Annotated in this window: 19 protein-coding genes; 11 read left to right on the top strand and 8 right to left on the bottom strand. The window is 58.3% G+C overall.

Going from position 1 to position 17,671, the window contains the following annotated elements; all coding sequences use genetic code 11:
• The first annotated feature begins 82 nt into the window (after window positions 1–82).
• The 3 genes from ACF8O8_RS25010 to ACF8O8_RS25000 all read left to right on the top strand — a co-directional run bounded on the left by ACF8O8_RS25010 (window position 83) and on the right by ACF8O8_RS25000 (window position 2,195).
• Entirely contained in the window at window positions 83–973 is an 891-nt protein-coding gene (locus tag ACF8O8_RS25010) for a LysR family transcriptional regulator (RefSeq protein ID WP_392510653.1), read from the top strand.
• 125 nt (window positions 974–1,098) lie between these two features.
• Entirely contained in the window at window positions 1,099–1,665 is a 567-nt protein-coding gene (locus ACF8O8_RS25005; protein WP_010953851.1) for a TetR/AcrR family transcriptional regulator, read from the top strand.
• A 53-nt stretch (window positions 1,666–1,718) separates the two neighbouring features.
• Window positions 1,719–2,195 (top strand): nuclear transport factor 2 family protein, encoded by a 477-nt coding sequence (locus ACF8O8_RS25000; RefSeq protein ID WP_010953850.1) that lies wholly within the window; start codon window positions 1,719–1,721, stop codon window positions 2,193–2,195.
• Window positions 2,196–2,307: 112 nt separating this feature from the next.
• On the opposite strand, the gene ACF8O8_RS24995 is transcribed toward ACF8O8_RS25000, so the two are convergent.
• The gene (locus ACF8O8_RS24995) at window positions 2,308–3,174 is read right to left on the bottom strand and encodes a DMT family transporter (protein ID WP_010953849.1); all 867 of its coding nucleotides are present in this window, start codon (window positions 3,172–3,174) and stop codon (window positions 2,308–2,310) included.
• Window positions 3,175–3,295: 121 nt separating this feature from the next.
• Between ACF8O8_RS24995 and ACF8O8_RS24990 the strand changes: the two genes are divergently transcribed.
• A complete protein-coding gene (locus tag ACF8O8_RS24990; RefSeq protein WP_350297790.1) occupies window positions 3,296–4,678 on the top strand; it encodes a PLP-dependent aminotransferase family protein in 1,383 nt (460 codons plus the stop codon).
• Window positions 4,679–4,819: 141 nt separating this feature from the next.
• Here ACF8O8_RS24990 and ACF8O8_RS24985 read toward each other — a convergent pair whose 3' ends face one another.
• The 5 genes from ACF8O8_RS24985 to ACF8O8_RS24965 form a co-directional block, all read right to left on the bottom strand.
• Window positions 4,820–5,185 (bottom strand): histone-like nucleoid-structuring protein, MvaT/MvaU family, encoded by a 366-nt coding sequence (locus ACF8O8_RS24985; protein ID WP_014591145.1) that lies wholly within the window; start codon window positions 5,183–5,185, stop codon window positions 4,820–4,822.
• A gap of 266 nt (window positions 5,186–5,451) precedes the next feature.
• On the bottom strand, window positions 5,452–5,865 hold the full coding sequence (gene arfB / locus ACF8O8_RS24980) for an alternative ribosome rescue aminoacyl-tRNA hydrolase ArfB (protein WP_010953846.1): 414 nt from the start codon (window positions 5,863–5,865) through the stop codon (window positions 5,452–5,454).
• A gap of 157 nt (window positions 5,866–6,022) precedes the next feature.
• Window positions 6,023–7,426 (bottom strand): ATP-binding protein, encoded by a 1,404-nt coding sequence (locus ACF8O8_RS24975; protein ID WP_049586148.1) that lies wholly within the window; start codon window positions 7,424–7,426, stop codon window positions 6,023–6,025.
• A complete protein-coding gene (locus tag ACF8O8_RS24970; RefSeq protein ID WP_392510652.1) occupies window positions 7,423–9,237 on the bottom strand; it encodes a DAHL domain-containing protein in 1,815 nt (604 codons plus the stop codon). The genes ACF8O8_RS24975 and ACF8O8_RS24970 overlap by 4 nt, the downstream gene beginning before the upstream one ends.
• On the bottom strand, window positions 9,234–10,232 hold the full coding sequence (locus tag ACF8O8_RS24965; protein ID WP_010953843.1) for a cytochrome-c peroxidase: 999 nt from the start codon (window positions 10,230–10,232) through the stop codon (window positions 9,234–9,236). The genes ACF8O8_RS24970 and ACF8O8_RS24965 overlap by 4 nt, the downstream gene beginning before the upstream one ends.
• A 198-nt stretch (window positions 10,233–10,430) precedes the next feature.
• Here ACF8O8_RS24965 and ACF8O8_RS24960 point away from each other — a divergent pair, with 198 nt between their 5' ends.
• Window positions 10,431–11,801 carry an HD domain-containing phosphohydrolase gene (locus ACF8O8_RS24960; RefSeq protein WP_392510651.1) on the top strand — a complete coding sequence of 457 codons (1,371 nt, stop codon included), beginning with the start codon at window positions 10,431–10,433 and terminating at the stop codon, window positions 11,799–11,801.
• Window positions 11,802–11,921: 120 nt separating this feature from the next.
• Window positions 11,922–12,587 (top strand): SOS response-associated peptidase, encoded by a 666-nt coding sequence (locus ACF8O8_RS24955; RefSeq protein ID WP_392510650.1) that lies wholly within the window; start codon window positions 11,922–11,924, stop codon window positions 12,585–12,587.
• Between the two features lie 71 nt (window positions 12,588–12,658).
• Here the strand turns inward: ACF8O8_RS24955 and ACF8O8_RS24950 are convergent, their stop codons facing one another.
• Complete coding sequence (locus ACF8O8_RS24950; protein ID WP_020189883.1) at window positions 12,659–12,916, bottom strand: hypothetical protein; 258 nt, start codon at window positions 12,914–12,916, stop codon at window positions 12,659–12,661.
• An 86-nt stretch (window positions 12,917–13,002) separates the two neighbouring features.
• Window positions 13,003–13,332: a hypothetical protein gene (locus ACF8O8_RS24945; RefSeq protein WP_080634978.1), complete on the bottom strand. Its 330-nt coding sequence runs from the start codon at window positions 13,330–13,332 to the stop codon at window positions 13,003–13,005.
• A gap of 591 nt (window positions 13,333–13,923) precedes the next feature.
• Between ACF8O8_RS24945 and ACF8O8_RS24940 the strand changes: the two genes are divergently transcribed.
• The 5 genes from ACF8O8_RS24940 (at window position 13,924) to ACF8O8_RS24920 (ending at window position 17,505) form a co-directional block, all read left to right on the top strand.
• Window positions 13,924–14,208 carry a type II toxin-antitoxin system Phd/YefM family antitoxin gene (locus ACF8O8_RS24940; RefSeq protein WP_392510649.1) on the top strand — a complete coding sequence of 95 codons (285 nt, stop codon included), beginning with the start codon at window positions 13,924–13,926 and terminating at the stop codon, window positions 14,206–14,208.
• The gene (locus ACF8O8_RS24935) at window positions 14,174–14,482 is read left to right on the top strand and encodes a Txe/YoeB family addiction module toxin (protein WP_392510648.1); all 309 of its coding nucleotides are present in this window, start codon (window positions 14,174–14,176) and stop codon (window positions 14,480–14,482) included. Before ACF8O8_RS24940 ends, ACF8O8_RS24935 begins: the two co-directional genes overlap by 35 nt.
• A gap of 335 nt (window positions 14,483–14,817) precedes the next feature.
• Window positions 14,818–15,291 (top strand): OsmC family protein, encoded by a 474-nt coding sequence (locus tag ACF8O8_RS24930; RefSeq protein WP_049586314.1) that lies wholly within the window; start codon window positions 14,818–14,820, stop codon window positions 15,289–15,291.
• Between the two features lie 175 nt (window positions 15,292–15,466).
• A complete protein-coding gene (locus ACF8O8_RS24925) occupies window positions 15,467–15,886 on the top strand; it encodes an integrase (RefSeq protein WP_392510647.1) in 420 nt (139 codons plus the stop codon).
• Window positions 15,887–15,918: 32 nt separating this feature from the next.
• A complete protein-coding gene (locus tag ACF8O8_RS24920) occupies window positions 15,919–17,505 on the top strand; it encodes an ABC-F family ATPase (RefSeq protein WP_010953836.1) in 1,587 nt (528 codons plus the stop codon).
• Window positions 17,506–17,671 lie beyond the last annotated feature (166 nt).

The raw sequence follows: 17,671 nt of genomic DNA, 5'->3' as shown, positions 1-17,671 counted from the left end.
TTGATTTGGCATCGAGTCTGGCGTGCCAGGCGTCCGGGAAAAACGGGCCCTGCCCGTCAACACTTTCATTGCAGGAGTGATAATGATCCGTCTCGACGACCTGGGTATCTTCGTTCGCAGCGCTGCGCTGGGCAGCTTTACCGCGGCAGCCCACGAGGCCGACCTGCTACCTGGCCAGGCAGCCGAGGCAGTCAAGCGCCTGGAGCGTGAACTGGATGTGCGATTGTTTGCCCGCACCACGCGCAGCTTGCGCCTCACAGCCGAAGGCGAGCAGTACCTGCCCTCGGCCCTGATCGCCCTGGAAGCCCTCAGGCACGGGCGCGACAACCTGCGTCAGGAAAGCGCCCAGCTCAGCGGAACCTTGCAGGTGGCCGCGCCCTCCGATCTGGGCCGCAACGTGCTGTTGCCCTGGCTCACGGCGTTTCGCCGAGAGCATCCACAGTTGAACCTGCGCTTGTTTCTCTCCGACCAGATCGCCGATCTTTTTCGCGATCCGGTAGATATCGCCATCCGCTATGGCCTGAACGCCGACGCCAACTATGTAGCCCTGCCACTGGCACCTTGGAACCGCAAGGTGCTGGTGGCCTCGCCCGAGTACCTGGCGCGGCAAGGCACCGTCCAAGCCCCCGAAGATCTGCTCGAACACCAGTGCCTGCTGTACATGCAGCAGGGGCGGGTCTACGACAAGTGGCAACTGGGAACGCAGACCGTCCAGGTGCGTGGCGCCCTGCTCTGCGACGACGCCGATATCGCCCGGCGCTGGGCCGTGGCCGGCGAAGGGATAACCTACAAGTCCTGGCTGGATGTGAGCGACGATGTGCTGGCGGGAAGACTTGTCGTGCTCATGCAGGATCACCCCGGGCCCGCCATGCCACTGAGCCTGGTGTGCCCGCACCGCAAGCAGCTGTCGCCTGCGGTAAGGCACCTGCACGCCTGGTTGTCCAGCCGCTTCGCCGAACTGGAGCGCGACTGATCAGCGCGAAGCCAGCCACTCTGATCGAAAGCACGCCGGCGCCCCGCTTGCACGCAATCGAATAATTTCAAGCGCTGCTTGACCAGGGAGAACGATCGTTCTACTCTGGCTACATGGATAAGCCAATGACCGATACACGCGAAAAAATCCTGGCGACTGCCGAGAAGCTTATTTACGAAAACGGGATTCACGCCACGGGCATGGACCTCTTGGTAAAGACCTCGGGCGTCGCCCGTAAGAGTATTTATCGCTATTTTGCGAATAAAGACGACGTAGCAGCGGCGGCACTCAATGCACGCGATATACGCTGGATGACGTGGTTCAGAAGTGAATGCGAAAAAGCGCAAACACCAGAAGCACGCATCCTTGGCATTTTTGATGCCCTCAAAAGTTGGTTCGAGTCAGACGGTTTTCGCGGATGTGCTTTTATCAACACCGCCGGAGAGGTGGGTAACGCAGACGATCCTGTTCGACAGATCGCAAAACTGCATAAACAAAAGCTGCTGGACTACACGCTAGAACTGACCAGCGAATTAGGTGTTAACGATCCGACTGGCTTGGCCAAGCAACTCCTTTTGATTATAGAGGGCACCATAACCGTGGCCCACGTCATGGGTGATCACACCGCGCTCGACAGTGCGCGGGAAATCGCAAAGGTCTTGCTCAAGGACGTGCAGCGCGCAAGCGCTTAAAGTTAAAGAAATACCCACCCAACTGAACCATCCAAAAGATTGGAGGCACCACCATGTCCAACGAACACACTCGTCCGCCACTTCCTCCTTTCACTCGCGAATCGGCGATTGAAAAGGTCCGACTCGCTGAGGATGGCTGGAATACCCGCGAACCCGAAAAGATTGCCCTGGCCTATACGGTGGACACCCAATGGCGTAACCGTGCCGAGTTTGCAAACAACCGTGAAGAAGCTCGGGACTTCCTAACTCGCAAGTGGAAGAAAGAACTGGACTATCGGTTGATCAAAGAGCTCTGGGCCTTCACCGACAACCGCATCGCGGTCCGTTACGCCTACGAGTGGCACGACGATTCGGGCAACTGGTTTCGCTCCTATGGCAACGAAAACTGGGAGTTTGAAGCCGATGGCTTGATGCACCGCCGTTTCGCCTGCATCAACGACATGCCCATCAAGGAAAGCGAGCGCAAGTTCCACTGGCCACTGGGTCGCCGTCCGGATGATCACCCAGGGCTGACTGAACTGGGCCTGTAAGTCAGGTTAAACCTGATCCTTTTACATAAAGGATCAGGTGTTTTGTGCAACTAAGCCCGGGGGCAGACGGCGGGGGCTATACCCAGCTGTTTGACTGGGCACGTCGCTGTGCTTAGGCATATTTCCTGGCCCCGTAAACACAGATGACAGCACCCAGCGTCACGAGCAGCATCGTCCAGCTGACATGCTCGTGCAGAAGCAACGCTGCCAGCCCAAGCCCCATGAACGGCTGAAAGAGTTGCAATTGGCCCACTGCCGCAATCCCCCCCTGGACGAGCCCTCGGTACCAGAACACAAACCCGATCAACATGCTGAACAGTGAAACGTAGCCAAAGCTGAACCACGCAGGGGCACTTACCCTGGCAAAGTCATCAGGGGCTGGAAGATTGACCACCGTCAGCAGCAGCATGAACGGCAACGCTACCAGCAACGCCCAGCTGATCACCTGCCAACCACCCAATGTCCGCGAGAGGCGCGCTCCTTCGGCATAGCCCAACCCACAGACCACAACCGCAGCCAACATCAGCAGATCGCCCACCGCCGACGCCTCGCCTCCATTCATCAACGCATAGCCAGCGACCAACCCGGCACCTGTCAACGAGAACAGCCAGAACAATGGCCGAGGTCGTTCACCGCCCCGCAGAACCGCAAATCCTGCGGTACACAATGGCAGGAGCCCGACAAAAACAATGGAGTGAGCAGAGCTTATGTGCTGAAGGGCAAATGCTGTCAGTAGCGGGAAACCGATAACAACGCCGAGCGCAGTTACAGCCAAAGGCGACAAATCCCGCCGTTTGGGTCGAGGCTGGCGTAGCACGATCAGAAAAAGCGCGCCCAGCATGGCGGCAATTGTTGCCCGGGCACAGGTGAGGAACGTCGGTTCGAAGTCGGCCACTGCCACTCGGGTTGCCGGCAACGAACCCGCAAAAATGGCGACGCCTATGAAACCGTTGATCCACCCGGTTGCTGATTTTTCCATCGGTAAGTCCTCGATAAGCCAAGGCTCAGTACATCACCGACAGGCTCACCCAGGCCATGTACAATCCAATACACTTAAACCAAACTGTTATGCATATGACTCCAGCACAGTTGAGGGTGCGATGAAACGGGACGGAACGCGAATTCGAACTGTCATGGGTGAAATCCAGTCGCGGATAGCCTCTCGAACCTACACACCTGGCGCGAGAATTCCCTCGGTGCGTGCGATGGCTCAGACCATGCAGGTGTCGGTTTCTACGGTGCTTGAGGCCTATGAAAGGTTGATGGCAGAGGGTGTACTCAATTCTCGTCCTGGCTCCGGCTTTTACGTAGCCGGGCCAGTGGCGCCCTTGGTACTCACCGAACTCGGCCCAAGGCTTGATCGTGAAGTGGACCCGCTGTGGATCTCGCGCCAGTCTCTTGACACCGCTAGCGATGCATTGAAACCAGGGTGCGGGTGGCTACCTGCCTCCTGGATGTTCGAAGCCGGCTTGCGCAAAGCACTTCGCACCGTTGCCCGTTCCGACACGTCGAAACTGACGGAGTACGCCTCACCACTTGGGCATCTGCCGCTCAGGCAATTCTTGTCACGGAAGCTGACAGGCATCGGGATCGAAGCCCCTCTTGAACAGATCATGCTCACTGAGTCCGGCACCCACGCCATCGACCTGATCTGCCGTTTTCTGCTGGAGCCGGGGGACACTGTGCTGGTCGACGACCCCTGCTATTTCAATTTTCACGCATTGCTGAAAGCGCACAGGGTGAACATCGTAGGCGTTCCCTACACCGCGACGGGCCCGGACATCGATGCTTTTGGCGCTGCCCTGCTCGCGCATTCTCCCCGGTTGTACATAACCAATTCAGGTATCCACAACCCGACCGGCGCTACCCTGTCTCCGGTCACGGCACACAGGTTGCTGAAGCTGGCCGACAACTCCAGCCTGGTGATCGTAGAGGACGACATTTTCGGGGATTTCGAGAATGCGCCAGCGCCACGGCTGTCTGCCTTCGATGGCCTCTCTCGTGTCATCCAGATCGGTAGCTTTTCAAAGACCATCTCTGCTTCGATTCGATGCGGCTACATCGCGGCTCGCAGTGACTGGATCGAGAGCCTGGTCGATCTCAAGATTGCGACCACATTCGGGGGTGGCCGCCTGGCCGCGGACATCATCCATCTGGCGATTACCGATAGCGGGTACCGGAAACACGTGGAAAGTGTTCGCCTCAGGCTGGCAGAGGCTATGGACAGAACGGTGGCGAGGCTTCAAGCCATTGGTATCAAGCCCTGGATAACGCCCCAGTCAGGCATGTACGTCTGGTGCCAACTTCCTCAAGGCAAGGATGCAGCAACGCTGGCTCGGGCTTGCTTGAATGAAGGTGTAGTACTGGCGCCCGGAAATGCGTTCAGCCAGTCGATGGCTGCGGGTGATTTCCTCCGTTTCAATGTCGCCCAATCGGCTGATGCCAAAATTTACGAAGTATTGAAACGGACACTGAGCGCTTAGTGGCGAAACTTCCTGTTTAACCACGTCAGCTCATTCCGCCCACCCACGATGAACGCCCTGTTTCGAGGAGGCGACGCTGTCGCTTCCTCGAAAAAGAACAAGGCGTTTCAGATAGCGCAATGAGGGCGACATCAGCACAAATCAGGACACCCAGGATTCCACTTCTTCTGCCCCGTACTGGGCTTTCCATTCCTTGAGCAGCTTGTGGTTGCCACCCTTGGTCTCGATGACCTCTCCATTATGCGGGTTCTTGTACTGCTTCACTTGCCGAGCACGGCGTGGGGCTTTCTCTGTAGCCGCAGGAGCTGCGGAACGGCGACTGGCCTGAGGATCCAGGATGTTGATGATATCGCGCAGGCTGTAACCGTATTTGCTTAGCAGGTCACGCAACTTGGTCTCGAACTCGATCTCTTTCTGAAGCTCACCGCTGCTTTTCATGGCTTCCAGTTCGGCCAACTGGGCCGCCAACTTCTGTTCAAGCTGTCTAAACTCTGCTAAACGCGACATGTGCATACTCCTGAATACGTGGATGGTGTTTAGAGAATCCTAACGCAGTTCAAGTTCAAACCAAAATTAAAAATCAGCGGCAAAGATCTACCGTCAGCTCGACGACATTGGGTATATCTCCTTCTTGGCGCTGTATGAAATACCTTGATACTCGGTAAGGCCGCGTTGAAAACAGCCTCGGAATGCTCAAATACAACCCGTAAACTCCGCTTCCTCGGCTGTTTTCGCCTTGCCTGAACTTCGTCTCAACGCTGTTCATACAGACACTAGAACTCCACCTTCCCCCGCCCCGCCTTGACAGTGCTCCGCCTGGCTTTTCCTTCGAGGCGGCGGGTCTTCGAGCCGAGGGTCGGCTTGGTGGGGCGGCGTTTCTTTTCGGTCTTGCCTGCGGTGATGATCAACTCGGCAAGACGCGCCAATGCGTCAACACGGTTCTGCTCCTGGGTGCGGTACTGCTGGCCCTTGATGATCAACACGCCGTCGCCGGTGATGCGACTGTCACGCAGCGCCAGCAGCCGCGCCTTGTAAAACTCGGGCAACGATGAGGCCGGGATGTCGAAGCGTAGGTGTACCGCGCTGGACACTTTGTTGACATTCTGCCCACCCGCGCCTTGCGCGCGGATGTATGTGAGTTCGATTTCGGCATCTGGCAGATGCACGTTATTGGAGATAGTCAGCATGATAGGGCCCTTGTCATTGCCCATTATCACAGACTGCGCCGCTCCCCCATAGCACAATGCAGGGTTCTTTGAATCAGTGCGCAAGCCGACCCAAGCGAGCCCTCCCCTCGTCGGGGCCCTGCACTTCATGCCAGCCAGCGGTAGCACGCGTGCGCTATCACAACGTTGCGCTCTGCTTTACCGGCAGTTGTACACGAAACGTTGTTCCCACTCCGACCTGGCTTGATACGGTTATCTCCCCACCGTGTTTCTTTACAATGCCATAGGAAAGGGACAGGCCTAGCCCGGTACCTTGGCCGACGGGCTTGGTGGTGAAAAAAGGATCGAAGATTTTCTTGATGTTCTCCGGTGCTATCCCCGCGCCTGTATCTGCAACTTCGATGCACACCCAGGCGCCTTGATGAGCAGTGCCCAATGTGATGGTGCCCCGCTCGGGGCCCATGGCTTGGGCGGCGTTGAGCACCAGGTTCATTATCACTTGGTTGATCTGCGACGGCAGGCATTCGACAGGGGGTAACGGCTGGTACCGTTTTACCAGGTCGGCTTTATGTTTCAGCTCGCTCGCGACGATGTTAAGCGTGGAGTCAATGCCCTGCTGCAAATCGGCTAATTGCCACTGCTGAGCGCTATCAACGCGCGAGAAGTCTTTGAGGTCCTTGACGATATGCGCCACTCGACCGATTCCGTCCTTGGACTCCTTGATGAGGATCGGGATGTCTTCCATGAGGAACTCCAGTTCCGTCTGCTCACGAAGCCTTTGCAAGCGCCCAGTGGTTTCGTTTGCGCCGAGCATCAGTTCGGCCTCGCGATAGGCGTCGAGCATCGCTACCAGTTGCTGGAAGTACCCTCCCAGAGTGCCCAGGTTGGAGGACACGAAACCGATCGGATTGTTGATCTCGTGCGCCACGCCGGCGGCCATCTGCCCCAACGAGGCGAGCTTCTCCGATTGCACCAGTTGGCTTTCCAGCTGCTTGCGCTCCTCGATCTCCTGCTGCAGCGCCTCGCTGGCCTGGGTCAGTTGCTGGGTACGCCGCTCTACCCGCTGTTCGAGCTGGTGCATTTTCAGCGAGGCTCGTTGGGTCATTTCCCACTTGGTCAGCAAGGTGCTGGCCATTTGCTGGACCTCGATGTTGTCGAACGGTTTTTTCAGGATCAGCAAGCGATCGTGGGCCTGCAGCCGGTCGAGCAACTCATCCCAGGAATAGTCCGAGTAGGCAGTGCAGACGACTACCTGCAACAGCGGGTCCTCTTCCCACAGGTGCTCAATGGTCTGAGCGCCATCCCATCCACCTGGCATTCGCATGTCGACGAAGGCTAACGCGTAGGGCTTGCTGGCCTGCAGCGCACGCTTCAGCAGGCCGAGACCTTCCTCACCGCCATAGGCTGAATCGAGTTCGAATACCGGTCGTTCGTTCTTGACCTGCTCGCCGAACAACAACCCTTCCATCTCGTCCAGCTCAGAGTTCTGCGATCTGGCCGGGGCAAGGATCTTGCGAAAGTCCTCGTGGATAGTCGGCATGTCATCGATCAGCAGGATCCGGCGATTGATCATGTCACTCATGCAGGCTCCGTCACCGCGATCAGCGGGATCCTCAGGGTAAAGACAGCACCCAGGCCAGGGCCGTCGCTGTGTGCGGTCAGGTGACCATTCATCTCGATGGCGGCCAGGGCGCAACTGTGCAAGCCGAAGCCATGCCCGTCCTTGCGCGTGGTGAAGCCATGGGCAAAGATCTTCTGCAGGTTTTCAGGGGCAATGCCTTCGCCCTCGTCCAGCACGCTCATTTCCAGCAAGCCCCCCTCAACGATGCGCGTCCTGAGGATCATCGTCCGCGGGTCGCTGCCGGGGCCGGACATGGCGTACTTGGCGTTGCTGATCAGGTTGATCAGAATCAGCAACAGCCGATGCCGGTCGCCCATCACCAGAGGCAGATCTGCGAAGTCGCGCACTACCCTCACTTGATGCCGGGTCAACGCGCCTGCGTTCATGCGCAGCGCGTCCTCGACCAGGTCGTTGACCGACAGCGGCTCTGGCACATTTTTAGCGCCGGCATAGGATTGCTGGGTGGCCACCACTTCCTTGATGTGGTCGATGCTCTTGTTCATTCGTTCCAGCTCGATCGCCATCTCCTTCTGTTCATCGGCAATCGCCTCGGTCAGCTGGTTGAGGTAGCCGGGAAGCAACCGGCCTCGGGGATCCTCGTCGAGAAACCGACCGATATCAGTGGCATGCTCGCGGAACAGTTGCATGGCCTTGCCCAAACCCTGGGTTTTGCTGCTGCGCAACGTTCGAGCGATGAGATCAGAGGATGTGTTCACACTGTTGAGCACGTTGCCCACGTTGTGCAACACATTGGTGGCGATCTCCGCCATACCTGCCTGGCGCGCGGCGTTGAACAGCTCGCTCTGAGCGTTCCGGAGCGCCAGGGTGCGCTCCTCGACCCGCTGTTCCAGGACGTCATTGGCGCTTTGCAATGCGTTGTTGACCCGTCTCACCTCGGCGAAGCTGCGCACCAGCAGCGCAGCCAGGCAAATGACCGAGAACATCAGCAAGCCGGATAGCCATAACGTGTAGAGATGGTTTTTACGGTTGATCCTTTCAACCTGCTGTTGATCCCTGTCCAGGAGGCTGGTGATCGTATCCAGGCGTTCGGCAACCGGGATCGCCTCGATCTGTTCGAGCAGGCGGTTGACGACAGGTTGCTCGCGCAGGATCAACGCCACGTGATTGCTCAACAAATTGAGGGGCGTCTGGAATTCTTTGGGCAGGTTCTCCGTGTTAACAGCCAAGTTGCCTAACCCCACCTCTATCTCGGCAGCCCTTTCCACAGAGGTCACCTGCGCGAACTCCAGGGCACTCAGCAAGAGGTCATAGGTGTCCGTGACGAATACGTGTACCTCCTGCCGATTCGGGGCCAGCATGGTGTTGATCTGGGCCTGAATACCGTCCTCGGCGGTGGGTAGAAATGCCAACGAATTTCGCAGCAAGGCATTGTGCGACTTGAATTGCTCCACGAGCCGAGCCTTTTCCCCGAACGCAGAAAGAAAACCGTCATGGGCATCGCGCCACTGGTCTGATTCATCGCGCCCTTGCTCGGCTTCCCGGCGGTCGAATCGTGCCCATAGCCGCTTCATCTCCTTGAGAGGGATCACAAGTGGATCGTAGTTATGGGAGACGGCTACCCGGGCCTTGAGCACCTCGTTTTCCCATACAGCATCCTGTTGCTTGAGCTGACGAATGAGATCTCGGGATTCGTTGTAGGTCTGGGTCTGCTCTGACCCGGAATTCAGGTACAAGTGCAGCAGCATCGACGCCAGTACAAAGACCAACCCGCTGAATAGAATCAGGCTTGTACGCCGGGAAATCACCCTCATGGCTGACCCGCCTTTTCAGCAGTAAGGGTTTTGAGGAACAGCATGATGAGCCTGCGGTCCTCATCGCTTGGAATTCGTCCAAGCTGATACTGGAACATCACGTCGATCGCACGCTCCAGCGTAGGCGCCGAGCCATCGTGGAAATAGGGCGCGGTCATCGCCACATTGCGCAGGCTCGGCACTTTGAACACACCCCGGTCGGCCTCCTCTGCGGTCACGTTGAAGCGGCCCTGATCCGCCTCGGTGGGGTTGCCGCGGTCAGCGATGTAGTCGCCGAACACGCCAAATTTCTGGAACATGTTGCCCCCAATATTCACCCCTTGGTGGCAGGCGATGCAGCCGTAGTCCTTGAAGCGCTGATAGCCGTATTTTTCCTCCAGGGTAAGCGCCTCGGTATCGCCCTGCAGGTAACGATCGAAACGTGCGCCAGGGGTAAGAAGCGTCCTTTGGTAATCGGCCAACGCGCTGAGGATGTTGTCCTTTGTCACCGCGTCCGGGTAGGCATCCTCGAACGCCTGGCGGTAACGCACGTCTGCGGCGATGCGCTGCTCGATCACGCGCCAGTCTCCGCCCATCTCGTGAGCGCTGGTGATCACGGCATCCCCCTGCTCCTCGAGTGACTCGACCCGGCCATCCCAGAACTGCCGGAAATTAAGGCTGGCATTGAGTACCGTTGGCGTATTGAGCGCAAGTGGCAGGCCATCTGCACCCATGGAGAACGCCCGGCCATCGACCCCGTACGTGTCCAGACGGTGACAACTGGCGCAGGACAGTGTGCCGTTGTGCGACAACCGCGGATCGTTGAACAACTGGCGGCCCAGCTCGACACGCCCAGGTGCCAGAGCGGGAATCGGAGGCAGTGGCTTGAGCGGCTCGTCCAGCAGCTCGGCCCCGCTGTCCACACTCAGAACGAGTAGCACCCACAGGCTCAGGCAACGTCGCAAGCGCTGCGGGTGAAGAACGGAACGAAAACGACAGGTTGTCTGCGCGAACATCCGGGAGAATCCTTTTCCCTGGGCTTACGGATATACAGAAAGGTGGTGCCATGCCGTCAGGTTAGATGCCTTCCAGACAATTTGCCTGCCACCCGCCACGCCTTGCTCCGACACCTGTCGCGGAAAAATGATCTAGCCTTTGACCTAAGCGCTCGTTGAGCTCGAGTGCCTCCATCGATCGACCGCGTGAGGCCTGCCATGGAAGTGCAACCGAACCCGAACCCACCCTACCGGCCGACCGTGTTGCTAGTGGACGACGAGGAGTCGATCCTTAGCAGTCTGCGTCGGCTATTGCGTGGCCAACCCTATGACGTGAAGCTGGCGACCAGCGGCGAACAGGCACTGGCGCAGATGGCCGAGGGCCCGGTAGACCTGGTGATGAGCGATGCGCGCATGCCTGGTATGGACGGCGCCACCTTGTTGGCACAGATCAATCAGCATCACCCATCGACCGTCAGGATCTTGCTGACCGGCTACGCCGACCCGAGCGCAATCATCAAGGCCGTCAATGACGGTCAGATCCACCGTTACATCAGTAAGCCCTGGAACGACGACGAATTGCTACTGACCTTGCGCCAGGCCCTGGAGCACCAGCATTCCGAACGCGAGCGCCAACGCCTGGAGCTGCTGGCACGTCGGCAGAACGCCCAGTTGAGACTGCTCAATAACGACCTGGAGAAACGCGTTGCAGCCCGTACTGCGGAGCTGCAGCAGACCGCTGACATGCTCGATCTGGCCTACGAAGAACTGAAACACAGCTATGTGACCGGGACCGAGGTGTTCTCGATGTTGGCTAATCTGCGGCTGCCTCCAGCCAAGCAGACCAATCGACAGATCATCGAACTGGTGCGTTGCTACTGTCGGGTCCACGCCTTGGACGAGGCGATAAGCCGCGATTTGGCCATGGCTGCGGCGCTGTACAACATAGGCAAATTGAGTTGGCCGGATAGCATGATCGTAGCCCCATCGGACCAGCTGATGCACGGCGACCGCGACCGCTATCGCGACTACCCACGCCAAAGTGAAGCGCTGCTGATGACCCTTGAGCCCATGAAAGATGCCGCGCGCCTGATCCTGCATCATCAGGAGCACTGGGACGGCAGCGGTTTCCCGGACCGGCTCAAAGGTGAAGCTATCCCGTTCGGCGCTCGCCTGCTCAAGCTGGCCGTGGACTTCGTTGAGCTGCAACGGGGTTTGATTCTTGAACGACAGATGAACAGCGATGAGGCCTTGCTCTACCTGCGCAAGTACGCCGGGCGGTTGTATGACCCGGCGCTCCTTGAGGATTTCGTCCAGGTTTGCGCCTCGTTCCACAGCGATCTCACCCTGGTGGACCCTGAAGTCCAGGTGTGTACCACCCGTGACCTGGCGCCGGGAATGGTGCTTGCGCGCAACCTGAACGCCGACAACGGCATGTTGCTGCTTAACGCCGGCAAGGTTTTAAGCGCCGCGCTGGTGGAAAAGCTGGTGGCCTTTGAATCGATGGAGGGTGGTAAGTACTGCATTTTCGTTCGGGTCCCCTCGAACGAGCCTATAACGCCTGGAAGATCAGACTTGGCGCCGTGCTGAATGGCGGTGGGGCGTTCATTCAGCCCTGCACTGCCAGGACTGCGCATACGGCACGCCGTCGCCCCCTCCACACCGGCGATACGCCCAAGCGCTATGCTTGCTCTGGCAGGAGGGCCGCGCATGTGTGGAAGGTTGAGTCAGTACCGAGGCATACACGACTTTGTCGAAACCCTGAGCCTGCCAGAGGCCTGGCGGAACAACGTCGGCGACCAGCCACTTGGCCGGTACAACGTCGCGCCGACCACGCCGGTGGCAGTGCTGCGAGTGGATGAAGCAGGCCCGCGGGCGGACCTGGTGAGATGGGGCTGGCGGCCGCATTGGGCGACCGACCGTGCCGCGCCGATCAACGCCAGGGTCGAAAAGGTGGCACACGGCCCTTTCTTCCGGGCGATCTGGCCGCACCGAGGCATAACGCCGATCGACGGCTGGTATGAATGGGTCGATGAAGGCGGACCGAAGAAACAGCCGTACTACATCCGACGCCGGGACGGGCGCCCTTCCCTTTGCGCCAGCATCGGCCAGTTCGCTGGCAGCGAGCATGACGGGTTCGTCATCATTACGGCCGATGCCCAGGGCGGAATGGTAGATGTGCACGACCGCAAGCCAGTGGTTTTGGCCCCAGACCTTGCGCGTGAGTGGATGCAACCCGCGACGCCGGGCGAACAAGCCGAGCAGATGGCGCTCAACCTGGGCGAGCCAGCCGAGGCCTTCGAGTGGTATCGAGTGAGCACAGCCATTGGCAATGTTCGCAATCAAGGCGCTGAGCTGATAGAGCCGCTTCAGTGAAGCGGCTGCACAGATTCGCAGGTGGTCGACCTGCCCGTGGTTGCGGTGGGTCCGATCAGACCTCGGCGAACTCACCTGGCAGCACAAGCTCCGCTTTTCTGACTTTCCACGTACTGTTCAGCCATAACCTTCCCTTCGAGAATGGCTTCTGTCGAAGAGGAGAATGGTCGACTCACACGCAGGGTTCGCGCCGTTGCACCCGGCTTCCCTACCTCGACCAACATCCCCGTGGGAAATTCGACGCTCGACTCCCACAGCACGTAAATCGATGCCTGGTAACCAAGGTAGGAATGCACGTAAAGGTCATGACTGGTGGACTGAAGGCTCATCACTTTCTCCAACTGGGCGCCTCAATGCGCTTTTGATGGAGATACGACTCAAGCGATCTGACGAGCGTTCCGTTTTCCCTGCATCGTTATCCGTGAAGACGCGAGCCTCTGCGCGGGAGTGGTTCAGGCCCTGGTGCTTTGGGCGCAGGAAACGCCTTGGCGACCCAGTCGTGAGCACGCTCGAGCGCCCAGGCCATCGCCGCGGACAGTTTCTGTCCACGGCAGTCAGGGTGTACCTCTTCGAGCAAGAGCACGCCTTTTTTCCCGTAGATACCCAGGAAAAGTTGAGTGACGTTTTCAAGTGAGAGTCGGGCTTGGATGTTGATTAAAGTGCCGCAGGGAAGGCGCTCATCGTAATTGCGGGAATGCAACGCAGAATTGGCCCATTCCCAATAGATTTTGCCGCGATTACGCATGGAACGGACCTTGAACTCATATTCTTGACTGGAGAGACAGAATACACAGCTGTTCCAATGAATCCACTGCTTAAGGTGTGTGTTACATTTTTTTACAGCTGCTTTTCGTTTAACAGCCGTGATCGCACCACCAGCCCCCTTCATTCGACTGGAGCATGATCCGGGGAAGATGAAGGTGCGCCGCCAGACTGTTGAGCATCCTTTCGGAACGCTCAAAATCGGAATGGGAAGTACCCACTTTCGCCGACTGAGTGCTCTATACCGCCTGGCTGCAGATTTGTTCGGGCACTGGGGTATCAGGCGGCGCTAGCTGAAGGCCGTACGGCATAAGCGCCCTAATCCGAAAGTCGGTTTACTGCCTTGTACAACGTTAGGTACAATGGCTGCGGTTGCCAGCGACGGTTGGATCCATCTGGACACCTGTGGCCGGTGGCTACTGGAATGACGATTCTGATCCAGCTGAGAGAACACGGTGAGTCAATACGGAGCCGCCGTGCGGGTTGACAGGCTTCACTTTCTTAGAACTTTGGGCGTTACCTGTGGCGGTCCAAAGAGCAACCCTTACCCGGGCAGAGCCTGGAGGATGGACAAATGCACGTACTGACTTTTAGCCAGGCTCGCGCCGAACTGAAGCAGACAATGGATGATGTTTGCCGGGACCATGAGCCCGCCGTAATCACGCGACAGCGTGGCGAACCCGTAGTGATGATGTCTCTGGAGGACTACAACGGGATGAACGAGACCATTCACCTGTTGGGATCGTCCAAAAACGCTTCGCGCTTGCGCTCATCCATCGCTCAGCTCCGGGACGGCCAGGCCTTGACGAAGGAACTGGCCCTCAATGAGCAAGAACCAGAAGCAGCGGAACAAGAATGAAGCCCGCGACAAGGTAAGCGTGAAGTTCACCAAGGAGGGCTGGGAGGATTACTGTCACTGGCAGAATGCCGACATCACCATCCTCGGCAACATCAACCGCCTAATTGACGTGTGCCTACGCACCCCCTTCACGGGTATTGGCAAGCCTGAGCCGCTGAAAGGCGATTTATCTGGCTTGTGGTCCCGCCGCATCACCCGTGAGCACCGCCTGGTCTACTTCTTCGAGGCCGGTATGCTCACCGTTCTGCAATGCCGCTACCACTACGACGACTAAAGCACTGTACTGTGCTGTGCGCGAGCCGCCTCCGCCCCTGGCAAAGGGGCGGTCGGTAAACGAATGGACGCGCGCGGTCCTTTTGTAACGGGGCGGCCAAGGGGTCAGCTGCGTGCTCGTTTCACGACGCGGGCAGCCATGAGCGCGGCGCCCGGTATCCAGAGCCCAGGATTTGAAGTGCCTAATCCAACGGCAAGAAGCGCAATTCCGACAGCAAACATAAGCGTTATCCCTCGCTAGGAAAATCCATTTCAACAATCGCCCATTAAAGCACAGGCCGGTCGCAAGAACGGCCAAGGAATCGTCATGCCCGAAACAATTGAGCAGGAGTGACCATGAAAGAACACCATTACGCTGTCACCGTAAATTGGATAGGTAACACGGGTGAAGGTACTGCCAGTTACACGGCGTACCAGAGAGACTTCAACGTGGAGGCTCCAGGCAAGGCACCTATCCTTGGCTCTGCCGACCCCGCCTTTCGCGGGGACCCTGAACGCTGGAACCCTGAAGACATGTTGCTGGCCTCGATCTCGGCCTGCCACAAGCTTTGGTATCTTCATCTGTGCGCAGTCAACAACGTGAACGTCTTGGAATATGTCGACTACCCGGTGGGCCGGATGCTTGAAGGGGATGGCCAGCGCAAGGGCCATTTCAAAGACGCTGAGTTGAGGCCTCAGGTCATTATCAGCAGCCAGTCAAATCTGGATCTTGCAAGACGCCTGCATGACGATGCTCACCACGAATGTTTTATTGCCAACTCAGTCAATTTCCCTATCAGATGCAGTGCTGTTATCAAGCATCAAGACTAGATGTTTTGAATACAACTGCTTCCGTTGTTTAGCAATGGCTTCCAATCGACGCTATCAATAGAGGGGGGAGACACTCTTTCACGAGAGGCCGATAAAGGTCGAAAGCTGATAATCACAACCGACCGCGATCAATCCAAAGCGAAAACCTGACCATACGAAAACCAAGCATCATCGGGTGGTCCTGTTAAACGAGCGCGCATTGAACGCCATCAATCAGGCCCAGCGAATGGATACCCTTCGTCGCATGGCGTCCAAGTCGGCCCACCTGACTAGCCCCTTCGTGTTCCAACCTAGCAAAGGTGGGCTGTGGATCAACGAGCCAAGTGTTACAATCCGCCACTTCAAATCGGCGCTGAAGGCGCTGAACATCCGTGAACGCCGTCAGTACGACACCCGCCACACCTACGCCACCCTATGCCTGATGCCTGGGATGAACCCCGCGTTCATCGCGCGCCAGCTTGGCCACAGCGTCGAGATGTTGCTCTCTACCTACGCGAAATGGATCAGCTCCTCCTCGGACTGGAGGGAGCTGGAGAAGCTGCCGCCCCGAGTCGAATTGGCCCAACATTGGCCCAAGACTGACGACAGGGCCTAAATACACCTCTGGAACCCCCGCAGGACAAGCACTTGATTTCTACCGCTAACATCACCATGCAGTTCGGCTCCAAGCCGCTGTTCGAAAACGTTTCCGTCAAATTCAACAACGGCAACCGCTACGGCCTGATCGGCGCCAACGGTTGCGGCAAGTCGACCTTCATGAAAATCCTCGGCGGTGACCTGGAGCCGTCCGCAGGCCAGGTCATGCTCGAGCCGAATACCCGCCTGGGCAAGCTGCGCCAGGACCAGTTCGCCTACGAGGAATTCACCGTGATCGACACGGTGATCATGGGCCACGGCCAGCTGTGGAAAGTCAAAGCCGAGCGTGACCGTATCTACTCGCTGCCGGAAATGACCGAAGAAGACGGCATGGCCGTCGCCGAGCTGGAAACCGAATTCGCCGAAATGGACGGCTACACCGCCGAGTCCCGCGCCGGTGAACTGCTGCTGGGCCTGGGTATTCCGCTGGAGCAGCACTTCGGCCCGATGAGCGAAGTGGCACCGGGCTGGAAGCTGCGTGTCCTGCTGGCCCAGGCGCTGTTCTCGGACCCGGACGTGCTGCTGCTCGACGAACCGACCAACCACCTGGACATCAACACCATCCGCTGGCTGGAAACGATCCTCACGGCGCGTAACAGCACCATGATCATCATTTCCCACGACCGGCACTTCCTCAACAGCGTCTGCACCCACATGGCTGACCTGGATTACGGTGAGCTGCGCCTGTTCCCGGGCAACTATGACGAGTACATGACCGCGGCCACCCAGTCGCGTGAGCAGTTGCTGTCGGACAACGCCAAGAAGAAAGCCCAGATCGCCGAGCTGCAGACCTTCGTCAGCCGCTTCTCGGCCAACGCCTCCAAAGCCAAGCAGGCCACTTCTCGTGCCAAGCAGATCGACAAGATCCAGCTGGCCGAGGTCAAGCCGTCCAGCCGCGTCAGCCCGTTCATTCGTTTCGAACAGGCGAAGAAACTGCACCGCCAGGCGGTGGTGGTCGAGAAAATGGCCAAAGCCTTCGACGACAAGGTGCTGTTCAAGAACTTCGACATCACCGTCGAAGCGGGCGAGCGCGTTGCGATCATCGGCCCCAACGGTATTGGCAAGACCACGCTGCTGCGCACCCTGGTCGGCGAGATGACCCCGGATGCGGGCTCGGTGAAGTGGACCGACAGCGCCGAAGTGGGCTACTACGCCCAGGACCACGCCCACGACTTCGAAGACGACATGACCCTGTTCGACTGGATGGGCCAGTGGACCTCTGGTGAGCAGGTTATCCGCGGCACCCTGGGGCGCATGCTGTTCTCCAACGACGAAATCCTCAAGTCGGTGAAGGTGATTTCCGGTGGTGAACAAGGTCGCATGCTGTTCGGCAAGCTGATTTTGCAGAAGCCGAACGTGCTGGTGATGGACGAGCCGACCAACCACCTGGACATGGAATCGATCGAAGCGCTGAACCTGGCGCTGGAAAACTACCCGGGCACCCTGCTGTTCGTCAGCCACGACCGCGAGTTCGTGTCGTCGCTGGCCACGCGCATCATCGAGCTGTCGGCCGATGGTGTGGTGGACTTCAGCGGTACCTACGACGACTACCTGCGTAGCCAGGGTGTGCTGGTCTGATTGATGGGACGGCCTGGCCATCTCGGATGGCCGGGCCTCTTCGCGGGCTTGCCCGCTCCCACAGGGACCGCACAGGTATTGGACGCTTGTGGGGCCTTGGGAGAGCGGGCAAGCCCGCGAAGAGTACATCCCCATCCCACCGACCGGCACGGCCCGACGAATAATT

Origin of the sequence: Pseudomonas sp. TYF_14, from assembly GCF_043105275.1 — a bacterium.
Lineage (GTDB): Bacteria > Pseudomonadota > Gammaproteobacteria > Pseudomonadales > Pseudomonadaceae > Aquipseudomonas > Aquipseudomonas alloputida.
Note: the sequence above shows the minus strand (reverse complement) of the source record. Positions and strands in the feature narration are given on the sequence as shown.